Source organism: Paraburkholderia fynbosensis (assembly GCF_902859935.1).
Taxonomy (GTDB): domain Bacteria; phylum Pseudomonadota; class Gammaproteobacteria; order Burkholderiales; family Burkholderiaceae; genus Paraburkholderia; species Paraburkholderia fynbosensis.
The window spans coordinates 34,169-51,199 of record NZ_CADIKI010000019.1 but is presented as its reverse complement, the minus strand read 5'-3'; the positions used below and the strand labels follow the sequence as shown (position 1 = coordinate 51,199).

15 protein-coding genes are annotated in these 17,031 nt (G+C 62.3%); 5 read left to right on the top strand and 10 right to left on the bottom strand.

What is annotated here, in order from left to right; all coding sequences use genetic code 11:
* Positions 1 to 27: 27 nt before the first annotated feature.
* Positions 28 to 2,424, top strand: coding sequence for a penicillin-binding protein 1A (locus HV770_RS27285; protein ID WP_175164682.1), 2,397 nt, complete (start codon positions 28 to 30; stop codon positions 2,422 to 2,424).
* Between the two features lie 166 nt (positions 2,425 to 2,590).
* Here HV770_RS27285 and cyaY read toward each other — a convergent pair whose 3' ends face one another.
* Positions 2,591 to 2,908: an iron donor protein CyaY gene (cyaY, locus tag HV770_RS27280; RefSeq protein ID WP_175164681.1), complete on the bottom strand. Its 318-nt coding sequence runs from the start codon at positions 2,906 to 2,908 to the stop codon at positions 2,591 to 2,593.
* A gap of 35 nt (positions 2,909 to 2,943) precedes the next feature.
* Between cyaY and HV770_RS38925 the strand changes: the two genes are divergently transcribed.
* The gene (locus tag HV770_RS38925) at positions 2,944 to 3,300 is read left to right on the top strand and encodes a lipoprotein (protein WP_246291211.1); all 357 of its coding nucleotides are present in this window, start codon (positions 2,944 to 2,946) and stop codon (positions 3,298 to 3,300) included.
* Between the two features lie 8 nt (positions 3,301 to 3,308).
* Entirely contained in the window at positions 3,309 to 4,571 is a 1,263-nt protein-coding gene (gene lysA / locus HV770_RS27275) for a diaminopimelate decarboxylase (protein WP_175164680.1), read from the top strand.
* A gap of 95 nt (positions 4,572 to 4,666) precedes the next feature.
* On the opposite strand, the gene msrQ is transcribed toward lysA, so the two are convergent.
* The 5 genes from msrQ to HV770_RS27250 form a co-directional block, all read right to left on the bottom strand.
* The gene (msrQ, locus tag HV770_RS27270; protein WP_175164679.1) at positions 4,667 to 5,389 is read right to left on the bottom strand and encodes a protein-methionine-sulfoxide reductase heme-binding subunit MsrQ; all 723 of its coding nucleotides are present in this window, start codon (positions 5,387 to 5,389) and stop codon (positions 4,667 to 4,669) included.
* 9 nt (positions 5,390 to 5,398) lie between these two features.
* A complete protein-coding gene (gene msrP, locus HV770_RS27265; RefSeq protein WP_175164678.1) occupies positions 5,399 to 6,394 on the bottom strand; it encodes a protein-methionine-sulfoxide reductase catalytic subunit MsrP in 996 nt (331 codons plus the stop codon).
* A 194-nt stretch (positions 6,395 to 6,588) separates the two neighbouring features.
* On the bottom strand, positions 6,589 to 7,800 hold the full coding sequence (ccsB, locus tag HV770_RS27260) for a c-type cytochrome biogenesis protein CcsB (RefSeq protein WP_175164677.1): 1,212 nt from the start codon (positions 7,798 to 7,800) through the stop codon (positions 6,589 to 6,591).
* 4 nt (positions 7,801 to 7,804) lie between these two features.
* Positions 7,805 to 10,018, bottom strand: a complete 2,214-nt coding sequence (locus tag HV770_RS27255; RefSeq protein WP_175164676.1) for a cytochrome c biogenesis protein ResB — start codon at positions 10,016 to 10,018, stop codon at positions 7,805 to 7,807.
* Positions 10,019 to 10,134: 116 nt separating this feature from the next.
* Positions 10,135 to 10,788, bottom strand: coding sequence for a c-type cytochrome (locus HV770_RS27250; RefSeq protein WP_175164675.1), 654 nt, complete (start codon positions 10,786 to 10,788; stop codon positions 10,135 to 10,137).
* A 216-nt stretch (positions 10,789 to 11,004) separates the two neighbouring features.
* Here HV770_RS27250 and yihA point away from each other — a divergent pair, with 216 nt between their 5' ends.
* Together yihA and hemB are read left to right on the top strand one after the other, a co-directional pair.
* Entirely contained in the window at positions 11,005 to 11,658 is a 654-nt protein-coding gene (yihA, locus tag HV770_RS27245) for a ribosome biogenesis GTP-binding protein YihA/YsxC (RefSeq protein WP_175164674.1), read from the top strand.
* A gap of 249 nt (positions 11,659 to 11,907) precedes the next feature.
* On the top strand, positions 11,908 to 12,906 hold the full coding sequence (hemB, locus tag HV770_RS27240) for a porphobilinogen synthase (protein ID WP_175164673.1): 999 nt from the start codon (positions 11,908 to 11,910) through the stop codon (positions 12,904 to 12,906).
* A gap of 167 nt (positions 12,907 to 13,073) precedes the next feature.
* Here the strand turns inward: hemB and dsbD are convergent, their stop codons facing one another.
* The 4 genes from dsbD to HV770_RS27220 form a co-directional block, all read right to left on the bottom strand.
* The gene (gene dsbD, locus HV770_RS27235) at positions 13,074 to 14,948 is read right to left on the bottom strand and encodes a protein-disulfide reductase DsbD (protein WP_175164672.1); all 1,875 of its coding nucleotides are present in this window, start codon (positions 14,946 to 14,948) and stop codon (positions 13,074 to 13,076) included.
* Positions 14,941 to 15,273: a divalent-cation tolerance protein CutA gene (gene cutA, locus HV770_RS27230; RefSeq protein WP_425497484.1), complete on the bottom strand. Its 333-nt coding sequence runs from the start codon at positions 15,271 to 15,273 to the stop codon at positions 14,941 to 14,943. The genes dsbD and cutA overlap by 8 nt, the downstream gene beginning before the upstream one ends.
* A gap of 186 nt (positions 15,274 to 15,459) precedes the next feature.
* Entirely contained in the window at positions 15,460 to 15,852 is a 393-nt protein-coding gene (gene rplQ, locus HV770_RS27225; protein ID WP_006052227.1) for a 50S ribosomal protein L17, read from the bottom strand.
* A 172-nt stretch (positions 15,853 to 16,024) separates the two neighbouring features.
* Positions 16,025 to 17,002: a DNA-directed RNA polymerase subunit alpha gene (locus HV770_RS27220; RefSeq protein WP_042329254.1), complete on the bottom strand. Its 978-nt coding sequence runs from the start codon at positions 17,000 to 17,002 to the stop codon at positions 16,025 to 16,027.
* Between the last annotated feature and the right edge of the window lie 29 nt (positions 17,003 to 17,031).

Here is a 17,031-nt window from a genome sequence, read left to right as displayed (position 1 = left end):
ATCGCGGGACTGTTTTTTGGTGCACCTATGCAATCCACGTCTCCTACGTCCCCGCCGCCCGCGCCTCAGAAGCGCAAACGCCCGCTATGGCTCAAGCTCATCCTCGGCTTTTTCGGCCTGATCGTCGCGGGCATTCTGTGCGTGCTGCTGGTACTCGGTTATGCGCTCGTCGTCGCCACGCCGAATCTGCCCTCGCTCGATGCGCTGACCGACTATCGCCCGAAAGTGCCGCTGCGCATTTACACGGCCGACCACGTGCTGATCGGCGAATTCGGCGAAGAGCGGCGCGACATCGTGCACATCCAGGACGTGCCCGATAGTCTGAAGAAGGCGATCCTCGCGATCGAAGACGCGCGCTTCTACGATCACGGCGGCGTCGACCTCACCGGCATCGCGCGTGCCGGCTTCGTCGCGCTGACCAACGGCCACGCCACCCAGGGCGCCAGTACGATCACGATGCAGGTGGCGCGCAACTTCTTCCTGTCGAGCGAGAAGACCTATACGCGCAAGATCTACGAGATGCTGCTCGCGTACAAGATCGAGTCGAAGCTGACGAAAGATCAGATTCTCGAGGTGTACATGAATCAGATCTATCTCGGCCAGCGCGCGTATGGTTTCGCCAGCGCGGCGCGCGTGTACTTCGGCAAGGATCTGAAGGATCTGACGCTGGCGGAGTCGGCGATGCTCGCCGGTCTGCCGAAGGCGCCGTCCGCGTATAACCCGGTGGTCAATCCGAAGCGCGCGAAGGTTCGTCAGGAATACATCCTTCAGCGCATGTATGAGCTGCACTACATCACGCAGGAACAATACGACGACGCCAGCAAACAGGCGCTCGTCGTCAAGGGCGCTGGCAAGGAATTCAGCGTGCACGCGGAGTACGTCGCGGAAATGGTGCGGCAAATGATGTACGCACAGTATCGCGAAGAAGCGTACACGCGCGGCCTGAACGTCGTGACCACGATCGACTCGGCCGATCAGGACGTGGCCTACCGCGCGCTGCGCAAAGGGTTGATGGACTACGAACGCCGCCACGGCTACCGGGGTCCGGAGGCGTTCATCAATTTGCCGGCCGATGCCGGGGACCGCGAACAGGCGATCGACGACGCGCTGCTCGACCATCCGGACAACGGCGAGATCGTCGCGGCGGTCGTTACCGCGGCGAGCCCGAAGCAGGTGCAGGCCGCGTTCATCGACGGCAATGTCGCGACCATTCAGGGGGACGGCCTGCGCTTCGCGCAGTTCGCGCTCGGGCCACGCGCGCAGCCAAATCAGCGCGTGCGGCCCGGCGCGATCATCCGCCTCGCGAAGAACGACGACGGCGACTGGTCGATCACGCAACTACCGCAAGTGGAAGGCGCGTTCGTTTCGGTGATCCCGCAGGACGGTGCGATTCGCGCGCTGGTCGGCGGCTTCGATTTCAACAAGAACAAATTCAATCACGTGACCCAGGCCTGGCGTCAGCCGGGTTCGAGCTTCAAGCCGTTCATCTACTCGGCGTCGCTCGAAAAGGGACTCGGGCCGGCCACCATCATCAACGACGCACCGCTCTTTTTCAGCGCCGCCGAAACCGGCGGCCAGGCGTGGGAGCCGAAGAACTACGGCGGCGGCTTCGATGGTCCGATGACCATGCGCACCGCGCTGCAGAAGTCGAAGAACCTGGTGTCGATCCGCATCCTGAACCAGATCGGGCCAAAGTACGCGCAGCAGTACATCACGCGCTTCGGCTTTGATGCGGAGCGTCATCCCGCCTATCTGCCGATGGCGCTCGGCGCAGGTCTCGTCACACCGTTGCAGATGGCGGGCGCGTTCTCGGTGTTCGCGAACGGCGGCTACCGCGTCAATCCGTATCTGATCGCCGAAGTCACCGATCAGCGCGGCATCGTGGTAGCGCACGCGCAGCCGCTGGTGGCCGCGCAAAGCGCGCCGCACGCGATCGAGCCGCGCAACGCGTACGTGATGAACAGCCTGCTGCAGAGCGTCGCGCAACGCGGCACGGGCGCGAAAACCAACGTGCTCAAGCGTACCGATCTGGCCGGCAAGACGGGCACGACCAACGATTCGCGCGACGCGTGGTTCGCTGGTTATCAGCACACACTCACGGCGATCGCGTGGATCGGCTATGACAATCCGCGCAGTCTCGGCGACAAGGAAACCGGCGGCGGCCTCGCGTTGCCGGTGTGGATCGAGTACATGGGGCGCGCGCTCAAAGGCGTGCCGGAGTACAAGATGCCGCGCCCCGACGATGTAACCGAAGTCGGCTCGGAGCTTTACTTCGACGACTTCACGCCGGGGCACGGTTTCGTCGCGACAGTCGGCGTCAGTCAGGCGACGCTGGACGCCGAGGCGAGCGCGGCGGCGGCCGCACCGCAACAGGTCGGCGAACAGGAAAAGCAGGACATCATGAATCTGTTCCGCGGACACTGACGCGTTCTCAGGTGCCGCTGGAAAAAACAAAACCGCCGCGCTCGAAAGATGCGCGGCGGTTTTGTTTTGGGCGTCTGACTTGCGCTACGCAGCGCTTGCCCGGCGTTGCCGGGCATTGGAGCGCGTCAGCGCCAGCGCCAACACCAAACTCGACGCCATGTGCTGCTTACGCCGCGAAGCGAACCGGTTCGCCAGCCTGCTGCGTCGCGTACTCCGACAGCGCGGCGAAAAACTCGGTGCCGCTGCGCGTATCGCGCCATTCGCCATCGACGAAACGGAAATGAAAACCACCCGCTTTCGCGGCGATCCAGATCTCGCTCATCGGCGGTTGCAGGTTGACGATAATCTTCGAGCGATTCTCGAATTCGAGCGTCAGCACGTTGCCGCTGCGCTCGAGTTCGATGTCGGCGTCGGTGTCGTCCAGCGCGCGTTCGATGGCGGCTAGCGCGGCTTCCGCACGGGTCAGGTAATCACTATCGGACATGCTAAACTCCATCGATTATTTATTCAGGGACAGTCATGCGAGTCGTATCTCGGATGCGCGCGGCGGCGCCCGGCCGCGCGATTGTAGCGGGTTTAGCCATTCTCGCAGGTTGTGCACTCGGTGGTTCACTCGCCGGTTGCGGGCAACGCGGTTCGCTCTATTTGCCGACCGTACCGCCGCTTCCTGCTCCGCCGGCTTCCCGCACGCAAACTCCGCCACCGGAGAGCGCGCAACCCGCTTCGGAAAGCGCCACTGACCTGAGCACCGTGCCGGATACCTCGGGCACACCGCTCTCGCTCGCACCGGAAACCGAACTCGCCACGCCGCCCGCTTCCGCTGCATCCGGTACCGCCGCTCCACTGCCTGCCTCCGCCGTCACCCCCGTTCAATAGACTTTCGCATGACTCGATCCGCATTTGACTACGTCGACGGCGTATTGCACGCCGAAGGCGTGTCCGCCGTCTCTCTCGCCGAACAGTTCGGCACGCCGCTGTACGTCTATTCGCGCGCCGCGCTCACCGAAGCGTGGAACGCGTATGCGGGCGCTTGCGCCGGCCGTCGCGCGAGCGTGCACGTGGCCGTCAAGGCCAACAGCAATCTCGCGGTGCTGAACGTGTTCGCACGTCTGGGCGCCGGCTTCGACATCGTGTCGGGCGGCGAACTGGCGCGCGTGCTCGCGGCCGGCGGCAAAGCGGAGAACACCGTGTTTTCCGGCGTGGGCAAGAATGCGCAAGAGATGCGCGACGCGCTCGCGGTGGGCGTCAAATGCTTCAACGTCGAATCGATTCCCGAGCTCGATCGCCTGAACGCGGTCGCGGCGGAAATGGGCAAGAAGGCGCCGGTGTCGTTGCGCGTGAATCCGGACGTCGATGCGAAAACGCATCCGTACATCTCCACCGGGCTGAAGTCGAACAAGTTCGGCGTCGCCTTCGAAGACGCGCGCGCCACGTATCGCGCCGCTGCGGCAATGGCAAATCTGGACGTGGTCGGTATCGACTGCCATATCGGTTCGCAGATCACCGAAGTCGCGCCTTATCTCGACGCGGTCGACAAGGTGCTGGAATTGGTCGAGCAGATTGAGCAGGACGGTGTGAAGATTCGCCACATCGACGTAGGCGGCGGTCTCGGCATCACGTACGACGACGAAACGCCGCCGGAAATCGGCGAGTTCGTGCGCACCGTGCTCGATCGCATCGAAGCGCGCGGTCACGGCCATCGTGAAGTGTATTTTGAGCCGGGCCGTTCGCTGGTCGGCAATGCGGGGGTGCTGCTTACGCGTCTCGAGTTTCTGAAGCCGGGCGCTGAAAAGAACTTCGCCATCGTCGACGCGGCGATGACCGATCTCGCGCGCCCCGCGATGTACGAGGCGTATCACGCCATCGACTCCGTCGTGAAGCGCGACGTGCCGGCTCATATCTACGACGTGGTCGGCCCGGTTTGTGAAAGCGGCGACTGGCTCGGCCGCGAACGGCTGCTGGCGATCGAACCGGGCGATCTGCTCGCGATCCGCTCGGCCGGCGCTTACGGCTTCGTGATGAGCTCGAACTACAACACGCGTCCGCGTGCAGCCGAGGTGATGGTCGATGGTACACAGGTCCATGTGGCTCGCGCACGTGAAGAGGTCAAGCAGCTGTTTGCGGGCGAAGCCATCCTGCCGGCGTAAACGGTAGCGGCTGCGCCACAAGATGAGAAAAGGCGATGCCGGCGCGGCATCGCCTTTTCCGTTTACGCGCCGTAGCCGCGCACGCCGCGTAGTCGTCAGGGCGCCGTCGCCCTTCGCTCACGCAGCCAGACAATCAACCGCCATCCCAGCAGCACGACCATGATCGCGCCGTAGATCTTCGGCAGCAGCAGATCGTGCTTGCCCGCCTTCATCCACCAGAAATGCAGAATCGCGAGCGCGCCGATCGCATAGATCGCGCGATGTAGTGTCTGCCAGCGGCGCCCGAGTTTGCGCACCATCGCGCGTGGCGACGTCACGGCCAACGCGATCAGCAACACGAAGGCGGCAAAGCCCACCGTGATGAACGGCCGCTTGCCGATGTCCTTGAGAATGGCTGCCACGTCGAACCACTTGTCGAACCAGAGGTAAGTGGTGAAATGCAGCGTCGCGTAAAAGAACGTGTAGAGGCCGAGCATGCGCCGAAAACGCACGAACGCTGCGACGCCCGTGACGCGGCGCAACGGCGTCACGGCCAGCGTGATGCAGAGAAAGACGAGCGTCCAGAGACCCGTCGAACGCGTGATGAATTCGATGGGATTCGCGCCGAGCCGGTCGGTCATGCCGAACAGCACGATGCGCGCAAGCGGATACCACGCCGCGATAAATACCGCGATTTTGGCCGGCACGATCCAGCGGGCGCCGCCGGCGGGCCGCTGCTTCGCCGTCGCTGCCGTCTTTGCCGCTGCGGCGGGCGTGGCAGCGGGCGCACGCGATGCGTTGCGTGCGGTCGGGACAACGGGTTGTGTATCGGAAGCCATCGTCGCGCCTCAGAAATTCTTCTTCAGGTCCATGCCTTGATAAAGCGACGCGACCTGATCCCCGTAGCCGTTGAACATCAGCGTCTTGCGCTTCGGCGTGAAGAAACCGTCTTCACCGATGCGCCGTTCGGTCGCCTGACTCCAGCGCGGATGATCGACATTCGGATTCACGTTCGAATAAAAACCGTATTCGCTCGATGCGTACGTGTTCCAGCTGGTCGGCGGCTGTTTGTCGAGAAAGCGGATCTTCACCAGCGACTTCGCGCTCTTGAACCCATACTTCCACGGCACCACGATGCGCACCGGCGCGCCGTTCTGATTCGGCAGAACCTGGCCGTAGAGACCCATCGTCAGCAACGTGAGCGGGTTCATCGCTTCGTCCATGCGCAGGCCTTCGGAATACGGCCAGTCGAGCACGGGCGTCGAGAGCCCCGCCATTTGCGACGGATCGGCCAGCGTGATGAACTGCACGTATTTGGCATTGCCGGTCGGCTGCACGCGTTTGATCAGCTCCGCTAACGGCACGCCGATCCACGGAATCACCATCGACCAGCCTTCGACGCAACGCAGCCGGTACACGCGCTCTTCGAGCGGCGCGAGCTTGAGCAGTTCGTCGATGTCGTACACCTTCGGGTTCCTGATCTCACCCTCGACGCTCACCTTCCACGGATGCGGCCGCAGCGTCCCGGCGTTGTGCGCGGGATCGCCTTTGTCGGTGCCGAACTCGTAGAAGTTGTTGTATGTGGTGATGTCCTTGTACGGCGTGATGCGGTCGAGCGCGACGAATCGGGTATCGGTCTTCGCCGCCAGTTTCTGCGCCTTCGGGTCCGGCGACGTGTAGGCGGCCTGCGCCTCGCCGCTCCCGCCGATCAGACCGCCGAGCGCCGCCGCGCCGGCCGCCTGCAACACGCGCCGCCGGTTCTCGAAGACACGCTGCGGTGTTATCTCGCTGCGCGCAATGTCGTCACCGACGAGTTGCCTTCTGTCGCTTCGTTTGATCCACATCGTGCCGCTCCTTCGCGCCTTCGGTCTATGCATCTTACGGGGCCATATTGATGATCGCTCGTCCGGACCTGCGTCCGCTCACCCCTAGGTACTGTGAGGACGAACACATTGGATGCAGCAATATTCCGCCAGTCGTAAAAAAGCCGCCGGTGCGAAAGCACGCGGCGGTTTCTGTCCATCCAAAGCGGCGGATCTTACAGCTTGCCGTAGCTATGCAGCCCCGACAGGAACATGTTGACGCCGAGAAATGCGAACGTCGTCACCAGCAGGCCGGTCAGCGCCCACCAGGCCGCGACCGCGCCGCGCAGCCCCTTCATCAGGCGCATGTGCAGCCAGGCGGCATAGTTCAGCCAGACGATCAGCGCCCACGTTTCCTTCGGATCCCAGCTCCAGTAGCCGCCCCACGCTTCCGCAGCCCACAGCGCGCCGAGAATCGTTGCAATCGTGAAGAACGCGAAGCCGACGGCGATCGACTTGTACATCACGTCGTCAAGCACGTCGAGCGCCGGCAGGCGGTCGGCCAGCACGCCGCGCTCTTTCACCAGATATGCGACGGCGACCATCGCCGACAGCGCAAAACTGCCATAGCCGATGAAGTTGGCGGGCACGTGAATCTTCATCCACCAGCTTTGGAGCGCGGGGACCAGCGGCTGGATCTGCTGCGCGTCGCGCGCGACCGAGTACCACATCAGGAAGCCGACAGCGGCGCTGATTACCAGCAGCACGAACGCGCCGAGCGCACGGGTGTTGTAGTGCTGCTCGTAGTACAGATAGAACAACGCGGTGATCAGGCTGAACAGCACGAATACTTCATACAGATTCGAGATGGGAATATGGCCGACGTCCGCACCGATCAGATACGACTCGTACCAGCGCACCATCAGGCCGACGAAGCCCATCACCACGGCAGCCCAAGTCATCTTCGAGCCGATCGCCGCGCCGGTCGCCGAGCGCGACAGCAGGCCGATCCAGTAGAACACGGTGGCGAACACGAAGAGCGCGCTCATCCACAGAATGGCGGACTGGCTCGACAGAAAATACTTGAGGAAGAACTCATTGTCCGCACGGCTCAGATCGCCCTGGTAGATCTGGATCGCCAATAGCGACAGCGCCGCGATCCCGACCATCAACGGACGCACCGGCTTCCAGCGCCAGCCGAGCACGACGAAGACGGGCACCGCGCACACCAGCACCAGTTTGTCGTAGTAATTCATGAACGGGTAATAGCGCGACAGCGCGAACCCGGCGCCCGCGACCATCGCGATGGCGAACAGCCAGTCGACGATACCGAGTCGCTTCAGAAACGGACGCTCGTCATACTGCGCGACGTTGAGCGTTTCGCCCGCGAACACCTTGTCGGGCCGCGACGCTGAAGAAGAGGAGGAGGAAACCTGAGTCAAGTCCATGATCTTACCGGGTCGAATCTTGTGAGCTGGCGGACGGCGGGTCGGCGTCGCGTGGCTTGCCGGCGGCGTCGGATGTTTCGCTGAGCTTTGCGCCCAGCGCCGCGCCTACGGCGTCGCGCGTCTGTACGAACTCTCTTTCGAAGTCGAGCGTTTTACGCGCGCTCGACATCGCCATCACGACATTCGTGCCGTGATCGGTATCTTTGAGCCAGAACCAGAGGCGCCGTTCGCGGACGTAGAACATTGAAAAGATGCCCAACACGAGGAGCAGGCTGCCAAGATACACGACTTTTTTGCCCGGCGCGCGCGTCAACTGAAATACCGAAGCTTGCACCTGCTTGAAGGAGTCAAGCTGCAAATAGACCGGCGATCCATACAGAAAGCTGTCGGATATTGCGTTGATCGAACTCTGGACGAAGCGGCTCGACTCCGCACTGGCCTGCGCCTCGGGCTCGCCGAGCCGCTCGCGCGACAGTTGCCACAAGTCCCATGTCGCGCCTTCCAGCATGCGCAGCAGCAGTCCAGCGGCCTTTTCCTGGTCGCCCTTGGGCACCGAATGGTCAATAAAACCGGCAATCGCCTGGAAGCCGCCGACCGGCTCGCCGTTCGGCAGCTTGATGGCGCTGTCCGCGCCGGCAAAAAGGGTCAGCACACGTGAGGCGCTTTCTTCGAGATGCTGCTGCAGTTCGGCGTTCGAACCCGGCACCGAGCGCAGCGCGAAGCGATGCGCGGCCTTGGCGCGCATGGCCGGATCCGCGAGCGTCGCGCGCAGGTTCATCCATTCCTTGACCGTGCCGCCGGTATCGGCGGGAATGCGCAGGTAGCGGAACGGATCGTCCGGATTCAGGCGCATGCCGGCGAGGAACATCTTCTCGCCCGCGACATCCACCGGCAGCATGTAGTTGTTGTACTCGCGCGCCTGGCCATCCTTGTCGCGCACCTTGTACTGCACCGACGGGCCGACGTTATGCAGGTCGAGGGGCTTCGAACTCTTCGCGCCGGAGCCGAGGCGCTCGTCGAACGCCTCTTTCAGCGAACGGTGCGCGGCGACGCCGCGGGCATCGTTCTGGCCACTGCCGTTCGAGACGTTTTCGACGTTGATCGCTCGGAAATCGGTGAATTCGACCGTCTGGCCGTCGGCGAGCGGCGTGGCCGTGCTGAGCGGCGCATTGCCGCCGATCGTGCCGCCGAACGGCGCGGTCTTCGCGCTCGTGCCGGACATCGGATAGGCGGTCATCTGCATCTGCGAGCCGCCGTCCTGAAAGCTCGACTGGTAGATCGACACGCCGTCATAGGTGAACGGCTTGTTCACCTCGACGCGCGCCGGCACTCGCGCGCCCGATTTGTGATCGACCACGACGATGTCGCTCGCGAACAGCTTCGGCATGCCGGTCGAGTAGTAATCGACGATGAATTTATTCAGCTCGATCGAGAACGGCAGGTCCTGGATCAACGAGCCGTCCGGCTGGTTCAGGATTGCGGTCGACACGTGCTGCCCTTCCGGCACCCACGCGTAGCCACGGAACGTCGGGTTCGACTGCGACAGGCGATGCTCCGGCGGAATGTCGTTGATCACCGTGTTGGCGCGGATCGGCGATTTGTCGAACAGCCACATTTGCAGCTTGATCGGCAGATTGCTGTCGAGCAGGCCGCCGAGGCAGATCACGACGATCGCGATGTGAGCGGAGATATAGCCGAACCTGGTCAACGCGCCGCGCTTGGCCGCGATCAGCGTCGCGCCGTCGGACTCACGCGTGACGAATTTGTAGCCGAGTCGCGCCGACAGTTTGGCGAGCAGCGCCGAGGTCTGCGCGCGCATGCCATGCACCGCGAACTCGCCCTTGTGGTGGAACGCGCGCAGGCTGCCTTCGCGGACTTTATCTTTCCAGCTCCTCGCGTCGGCGAGCATCTTCGGCGCATTGCGGATCACGCACAGCGACACGGACACCATCAGGAAGCCGAGGATCAGCATGAACCACCACGAGCTATACACCGTGTACAGGCTCAGCGAGCGGAAGATGTCCGCCCAGAACGGGCCGAACTGATTGACGTAGTTGGGATACGGATCGTCCTGTGTAAGGACGGTGCCGATGATGCTGGCGATCGACAGAATCACGAGCAGCGCAATGGCGAAACGCATCGAACTCAAGACTTCGACGACGCTGCGCAAGACGCGATTGCCCGACTTCGACTCCAAACCCGACGTGGTGACGCTCATTCAAACTCCGACTGAACAGCAAAAAAAGGGTGAAGGGCTGTCGTACGCGCGACGCCCTCACCCTTTTCTTGTTTGTACCGGCCTCGCCGGACCGGTTGCGCTTGCGAGCGGACTTCTTAACGCAAGCCCGCGATGTAATCGGCTACAGCCTTGATCTCGCTGTCCGACAGACGCGATGCAATGGTATGCATCGCCTCGTTGTTGTTGCGTGCGCCAGGCCCTTGCGTGAACGCGGCCAACTGCGCCACTGAGTATTCCGCCCATTGTCCCGACATACGCGGGAATTGCGATGGGATCCCCTGACCGGTCGGCCCATGGCAGCTTGCGCATGCCGGCACGCCCTTGTCGGCGATCCCGCCTCGATAAATTCTTTGACCGAGCGCGACAGTGTCCTTGTTATGCGCATAGCCGGGCTTCGGGGTCTGCGACGCGAAATAAGCGGCGACGTTGACCATGTCCTGTCCGGAGAGCGCCGCGGCCATACCCGACATGATCGCATTGTTGCGCGCGGGCTGCTTCGCGCCCGGCTGAATCTTGAAATCCTGCAGTTGCTTGACGAGATACTCGGGATGCTGGCCCGCCAGCTTCGGATAGGCACCGCCGGCACTGTTGCCGTCCGCGCCGTGACACGACGCGCATACCTGCACTGCGATTGCCTGCCCCCGATTGACGTCCGGCTTCGCCGGATCTGCTGCTCGTGCCTGAATTGCCAAACCTGAAAGACCTGCCGCTACATGAAGCACCATCAGAGTCTTGCTCAGTCGATTCATTCGCACACCCTGTCTCGTCTTGTGGGATTTTAGAGGTTTTGCAAAATACGACGGCGACCGAGTGACCGCCAGGAGCCGCCAAGGCACGCGGGCTGGCCCCCTCAGGTTTTCAGTAAACCATCGTATTGTACAATAACTCGCTAATCGCTAAGACGCCAGTCGGGCTTGACCCGTCCCCACTCCGGGTTCCCCGGCGTCTCGAATCCTGGCCTGATCATGTCCTTCCTGCTCCACCAATCCCGCTTTTTCACGACCGTCAATCATCTGCGCGATCTGCCGGCTACCTCGCAACCCGAGATCGCCTTCGCGGGACGCTCGAACGCGGGCAAGTCGACGGCCATCAATATCCTGTGCAATCAGAAGCGCCTCGCCTTCGCCAGTAAAACGCCGGGCCGCACGCAGCACATCAATTACTTTTCGGTGGGCAAGGCGGACGAGCCGACCGCGCATCTGGTCGACCTGCCGGGCTACGGTTATGCGGAAGTGCCGGGCGCAGCCAAGGCTCACTGGGAAGCTCTGCTGTCCACGTATCTGCAATCGCGCTCGCAATTGCGCGGCATGATCCTGATGATGGACTCGCGCCGCCCGCTGACCGAACTGGACCGCCGCATGATCGAGTGGTTCGCGCCGACCGGCAAGCCGATCCATACGCTGCTCACCAAATGCGACAAATTGACGCGACAGGAAAGCGTAAACGCCTTGCGCGCCACGCAGAAAGGGCTGGAGGAATATCGCACCGTCGGCTACCAGGGCGAGCTGACCGCGCAACTGTTCTCGGCGCTCAAGCGCGTCGGGATCGACGAAGCGCACGCGTTGATCGAAAGCTGGCTGATCCCCGATGAGAAGGGCGAAACGGACGGCGCGCAGTAAGTTCGGTCACCGGCTCGGATACGGCAAAAGTGCCAAATCCGGCTGCGCATAAAAAAACCCGCCGCTTAAACGGCGGGTCAAACAGCCTAATCGAAAAAACGACAGGCACCCGCTCAGGGAGGAGAAGCGGGGAGGTCAGCGCAAGGCGCCTTGCTCGATCGGTATGATATACCATTGTCTCGAAAAGTTTCCGGGAGCGGAGGCAGGCGTTACTTGTCCACTCCACACATCCACGACCTTCGATCCGATATGAGCTTCTACCCGCATTACCGTCCGCGCCGTATGCGCCGTGACGACTTCTCGCGTCGCATGATGCGCGAAAACATCCTCACCACCAACGATCTGATCTACCCCGTGTTCATCGTCGAAGGCACCGACGTGCGGCAAGCCGTACCGTCGATGCCGGGCGTCGAGCGCGTGTCGGTCGATCTGTTGATGGGCGTCGCCGAGCAATGCGTCGAACTGGGCGTGCCCGTGCTGTCGCTGTTCCCCGCGATCGAGCCGTCGCTGAAGACCCCTGATGGCCGCGAGGCGACCAATCCGGCCGGCCTGATCCCGCGCGCGGTTCGTGAACTGAAGAAGAATTTCCCGGAACTCGGTGTGCTCACCGACGTCGCACTCGATCCGTACACGAGCCACGGCCAGGACGGCGTGCTCGACGAAACCGGTTATGTGATCAACGACGAGACCGTCGAGATTCTCGTCGAGCAGGCACGTGCGCAGGCTGAAGCGGGCGTCGATATCGTCGCGCCGTCGGACATGATGGACGGCCGCATCGGCGCGATCCGCGAAATGCTCGAGAGCGAGGACCACATCCATACGCGCATCATGGCTTACGCGGCCAAGTTCGCGTCGGCGTTCTACGGCCCGTTCCGCGACGCCGTCGGTTCCGCGACGAACCTCGGCAAGAGCAACAAGATGACGTACCAGATGGACCCGGCCAACTCGAACGAAGCGCTGCGCGAAGTGCAAGCGGACATCAACGAAGGCGCGGACATGGTGATGGTCAAGCCGGGCATGCCGTATCTGGACATCGTGCGTCGCGTCAAGGATGAGTTCCAATTCCCGACTTACGTGTACCAGGTCAGTGGCGAATACGCGATGCTGAAGGCCGCCGCGCAGAACGGCTGGCTCGATCACGACAAGGCCATGATGGAATCGCTGCTGGCGTTCAAGCGGGCCGGCGCGGACGGCGTGCTGACGTACTTCGCGCTGGATGCCGCGCGGATTCTGCGTTCGCAGAAGTAAGCTGACGGGCCGCCTGTTGGCGGCGGCCTGGATTGTTCAGGCGCTATGCGAAACGGAGCCATGCCCTTTCAGGCGTGGCTCCGTTTTCTATGTCGGGATGTCGATTGCGTCAGTTCGGCTGTTCTGGGATCAGCGTCGGTGCCGCCATTTCCCGATGTCAGGGCGCGTTACACTCCCGGTGTGCCCGCGCGATCCAGCGTGCGCAAGAATTTATCCGCCGACTCATATCCCACGACGCGCAACACTTCCTTGCCGCGCTGATTGAAAAAGATGATACCCGGCGGCCCGAACAGGCTGAAGCGCTTGAGCAACGCCTGATCGTCGGCGTTATTTGCGGTGACGTCGGCACGCAGCAGGTTCATCTGCTTTAATTTCGCCTGAACGCGCGGGTCGCTGAACGTGAATTTCTCCATCTCCTTGCAACTCACGCACCAGTCCGCATAAAAATCGAGCATGGCGGGCTGTGCAGCCGTTTTGACGGCCTGGTCGAGTTCACTCGATGAACGGACCGTGGCAAACGTCAGAGCACCTTGCGCCGCCGAACCCGCCTTGCTGGAGCCATTCGCGGTGCCGACCTCTGCGTCGCGCGCAGCCAACACGGCGAGCGGCCGCAGGGGATCTGATGATCCCGCAGCCAGACCCACCAGCAGCACCGCCGCCCAGACTACCAGCGCCGTACCGATTCCGCGGCCCAACCGCTGCCATACGGACCCGCCGACAACCGGCCCGGAAAATAACCCAAGCGAAGCCGCCGCGATGAGCAGCCAAAGCGCGCTCAAGAGCATCTTCGCAACCGCGCCAAGCACGGGCCAAACGATCCACAGCGCCGCCGCAAGCAGCACGACGCCGAAGAAGACCTTGACGCCATCCATCCATGCGCCCGCACGCGGCAGCAGAGTGCCGGCTCCAAGTCCGACGATCAGGAGCGGCACACCGAGACCGAGTCCCATCGAAAACAGCGCGGCGCCCCCAAGCATCGCATCGCCGGTATGCGCGATGAATGCCAGGACGGCAAAAAGCGGCGCGGTCATACACGCGCCGACCACCAGCGCAGACAGTGCGCCCATTATGGCGACGGCGGCGAATTTCCCGCCCGAGCGCCCACGCGATGCACGCGACAGCCCCTCCTGCCAGCGCTGCGGCAGCGCGATGTCGAAACCGGCGATCAGCGTCAGCGCAAAAATCGTCAGCAGGACGCCGAATGCGCCGAGTACCCACGGATTTTGAAGCCATGCTCCGAGGCTCTGTCCGATCAGCGCCGCCGCCACGCCCAGTGCGGTGTACACGAGCGCCATGCCGATCACGTAGGCGAGCGATAATGCGAAACCGCGGGCTCGCGTCACCCGCGCCCCTTCACCGATGATGATCGCCGACAGGATCGGGATCATCGGATACGAGCACGGCAGCAGGCTGAGTACGGCGCCCGCGACGAAATAGAGCCCGACGATCGCCAGCAGGCCACCGCGCTGCAGCAGCGACTGCGCGTAGTCGGCGCTGGTGGCGCGCTCGTACCAAGGCTCGTCGCCCGCCGTGGATTGCTGCGAGGCCGTCGTGGCGGCCGCCGCGCTGCCGGCGGGCTGCAAGGCTTCGCCGCTCACGCGGTACACACGCTCCATCGGCGGATAGCAAATGCCAGCATCAGCGCAGCCCTGCGACGTGACCGCGAGATCGAACGGTCCCTTCGCTTGCGTGACGGGGATGTGGATCGTAAGCTCGTTGCGGTAAGTCTCCACGTCCTTGTTGAACGTCTGATCGAACTTCACGTGGCCAGCCGGCAACTGCGGCTCGCCAATCGTGGCCGCGCCGTTGCGGGTCGCAAAAGCGAAACGCTCGCGGTACATGTAATAGCCGTCGGCGATCTTGTATGTCACGACGACTTCACCGGCCTTCTCGCTCGCGCTGAATTGGAACGCGACGGCAGGATCCAGAAAGTCGTCAGCGGCGCGGGCGGGCGTGGCGAATTGCGCGAGGATTACGCAACCGAGCAGGAAAAATACGATGCGCAGCGCATGACGCGCGCGCCGGTCGAGACCGTTAAACATGGAGAGGACGTTGGGTTTCAGCAGTGATCCACTGGCCGTACGCGGCCGTAGCCGTCGCTTGCCACGAGAGGATTTCCGGCGTGTCGTAGGGATGGTGAGCCTGTATGTACTGCTCGAGTTCAAGCGCACGTAAGGCGCTCGTCTTGAACAGCAACTGGATCTCCTGCGCGGTTTCGATTTTGCCCTGCCAGTGATAGCTCGACTGCACGCTGCCTACCTGCGTGACGCACGCGCATAAACGCGCGGCCAGCGCATCTGCGGCGAGCTTCTGAGCGACGGCCACATCCGGCACCGTGGTCAGAATCAGGATCACATTCACACTCACAAAAGGCTCCGGCGCCACACGATTCAGGTGTCGATATCGTATCACCTAGCCTTATGGCGCCGCTGATCGCCTCGCAGCAGACGCGCAGCGTTTGGCCATAGGTGAACGCGCACGTCGATGGCAAATGAGCCGCCAAAAACAAAAAAGCCAGGCTACGCGCCTGGCTTTTCCTCGAAGCAAAAAAGCTTACTCAGCTTCCTGCACTTCAACTTCTTCGACTTCCGGACGATCAAGCAGTTCGACCAGTGCCATCGGCGCGTTGTCGCCGACGCGGAAGCCGAACTTCAGGACGCGCAGGTAGCCGCCCGGACGGGTAGCGTAACGCGGGCCGAGAACTTCGAACAGCTTCGTGACCGAGTCACGATCGCGCAGGCGGTTGAACGCCAGACGACGATTTGCCAGCGAAGGCTTCTTGCCGAGCGTGATCAGCGGCTCGACGACTTTACGGAGTTCTTTCGCCTTCGGCAGCGTGGTCTTGATGACTTCGTGCTCGATCAGCGAGTTGGACATATTACGGAGCATTGCCAGACGGTGGCTGCTCGTGCGGTTCAGTTTCCGCAAACCATGACGGTGACGCATGTTAATTCCTTCGATTCAAAGTTTTGATCCAGCTCTTCTATCGCGCTCAATCTACCCGAAAGTAGCGAGTGCACGGGCCGGTAGTGAAAAAGACAAGACGCGGATTTTAAAGGAAAATCCGCGTCTTTGCCAGTGCAGCGGGCGGGTTTCTGTCCCGGAATTGCTACTCGACTTACTTGTCCAGTCCTGCGGGCGGCCAGTTTTCGAGCTTCATGCCGAGCGTCAAACCACGCGACGCCAATACTTCCTTGATTTCGTTCAGCGACTTCCGGCCCAGATTCGGCGTCTTGAGCAGTTCGTTTTCCGTGCGCTGGATCAGGTCGCCGATGTAGTAGATGTTCTCGGCCTTCAGGCAGTTCGCGGAACGAACCGTCAGTTCGAGATCATCGACCGGACGCAGCAGGATCGGATCGATCTGCGGCGCACGCGACGGCGCTTCAGCCGTTGCTTCCGTGCCTTCCAGTGCAGCGAACACCGACAGCTGATCGACCAGAATGCGAGCCGATTGACGGATAGCTTCTTCCGGCGAGATCACACCGTTGGTTTCGATGTTCATCACGAGCTTGTCGAGATCGGTACGCTGTTCCACGCGAGCGCTTTCCACGGCGTAGCTCACACGGCGAACCGGCGAGAACGACGCGTCCAGCACGATACGGCCGATGATCTTGGCCGATTCTTCGCCATAACGACGCACATTGCCCGGCACATAGCCGCGGCCCTTTTCGACCTTGATCTGCACGTCGAGCTTGCCGCCCTTCGACAGATGCGCAATCACGTGATCCGGGTTGATCACTTCGCAATCGTGCGCGAGTTCGATGTCGCCAGCGGTGACAACGCCTTCGCCGTCCTTGCGCAGCGTAACCGTGACTTCATCACGGTTATGCAGCTTGAACACGACGCCCTTCAGGTTCAACAACAGGTTGACCACATCCTCTTGCACACCGTCGAGCGTCGAATACTCATGTACGACGCCTGCGATCGTCACTTCGGTCGGCGCGTAGCCCACCATCGACGACAGCAGCACGCGCCGGAGCGCGTTACCCAAGGTGTGGCCGTAACCGCGTTCAAACGGTTCCATGACCACTTTCGCGTGGCTCTCGCCAAGCGATTCAACTGCGATGATCTTGGGCTTCAACAAACTGGTTTGCATAGGTTTTCCTTTTCAATACCCTCGGCTCG

Bases quoted from the DNA above. Each gene is read 5' to 3' on its own strand.
- lysA (WP_175164680.1), top strand. From the start codon at position 3,309: ATGACTCGATCCGCATTTGACTACGTCGACGGCGTATTGCACGCCGAA.
- cyaY (WP_175164681.1), bottom strand. From the start codon at position 2,908: ATGTCCGATAGTGATTACCTGACCCGTGCGGAAGCCGCGCTAGCCGCC.
- HV770_RS27255 (WP_175164676.1), bottom strand. From the start codon at position 10,018: ATGAGCGTCACCACGTCGGGTTTGGAGTCGAAGTCGGGCAATCGCGTC.
- msrQ (WP_175164679.1), bottom strand. From the start codon at position 5,389: ATGGCTTCCGATACACAACCCGTTGTCCCGACCGCACGCAACGCATCG.
- dsbD (WP_175164672.1), bottom strand. From the start codon at position 14,948: ATGTTTAACGGTCTCGACCGGCGCGCGCGTCATGCGCTGCGCATCGTA.
- hemB (WP_175164673.1), top strand. From the start codon at position 11,908: ATGAGCTTCTACCCGCATTACCGTCCGCGCCGTATGCGCCGTGACGAC.
- HV770_RS27285 (WP_175164682.1), top strand. From the start codon at position 28: ATGCAATCCACGTCTCCTACGTCCCCGCCGCCCGCGCCTCAGAAGCGC.
- HV770_RS38925 (WP_246291211.1), top strand. From the start codon at position 2,944: ATGCGAGTCGTATCTCGGATGCGCGCGGCGGCGCCCGGCCGCGCGATT.
- rplQ (WP_006052227.1), bottom strand. From the start codon at position 15,852: ATGCGTCACCGTCATGGTTTGCGGAAACTGAACCGCACGAGCAGCCAC.
- HV770_RS27250 (WP_175164675.1), bottom strand. From the start codon at position 10,788: ATGAATCGACTGAGCAAGACTCTGATGGTGCTTCATGTAGCGGCAGGT.
- msrP (WP_175164678.1), bottom strand. From the start codon at position 6,394: ATGTGGATCAAACGAAGCGACAGAAGGCAACTCGTCGGTGACGACATT.
- ccsB (WP_175164677.1), bottom strand. From the start codon at position 7,800: ATGGACTTGACTCAGGTTTCCTCCTCCTCTTCTTCAGCGTCGCGGCCC.
- yihA (WP_175164674.1), top strand. From the start codon at position 11,005: ATGTCCTTCCTGCTCCACCAATCCCGCTTTTTCACGACCGTCAATCAT.
- HV770_RS27220 (WP_042329254.1), bottom strand. From the start codon at position 17,002: ATGCAAACCAGTTTGTTGAAGCCCAAGATCATCGCAGTTGAATCGCTT.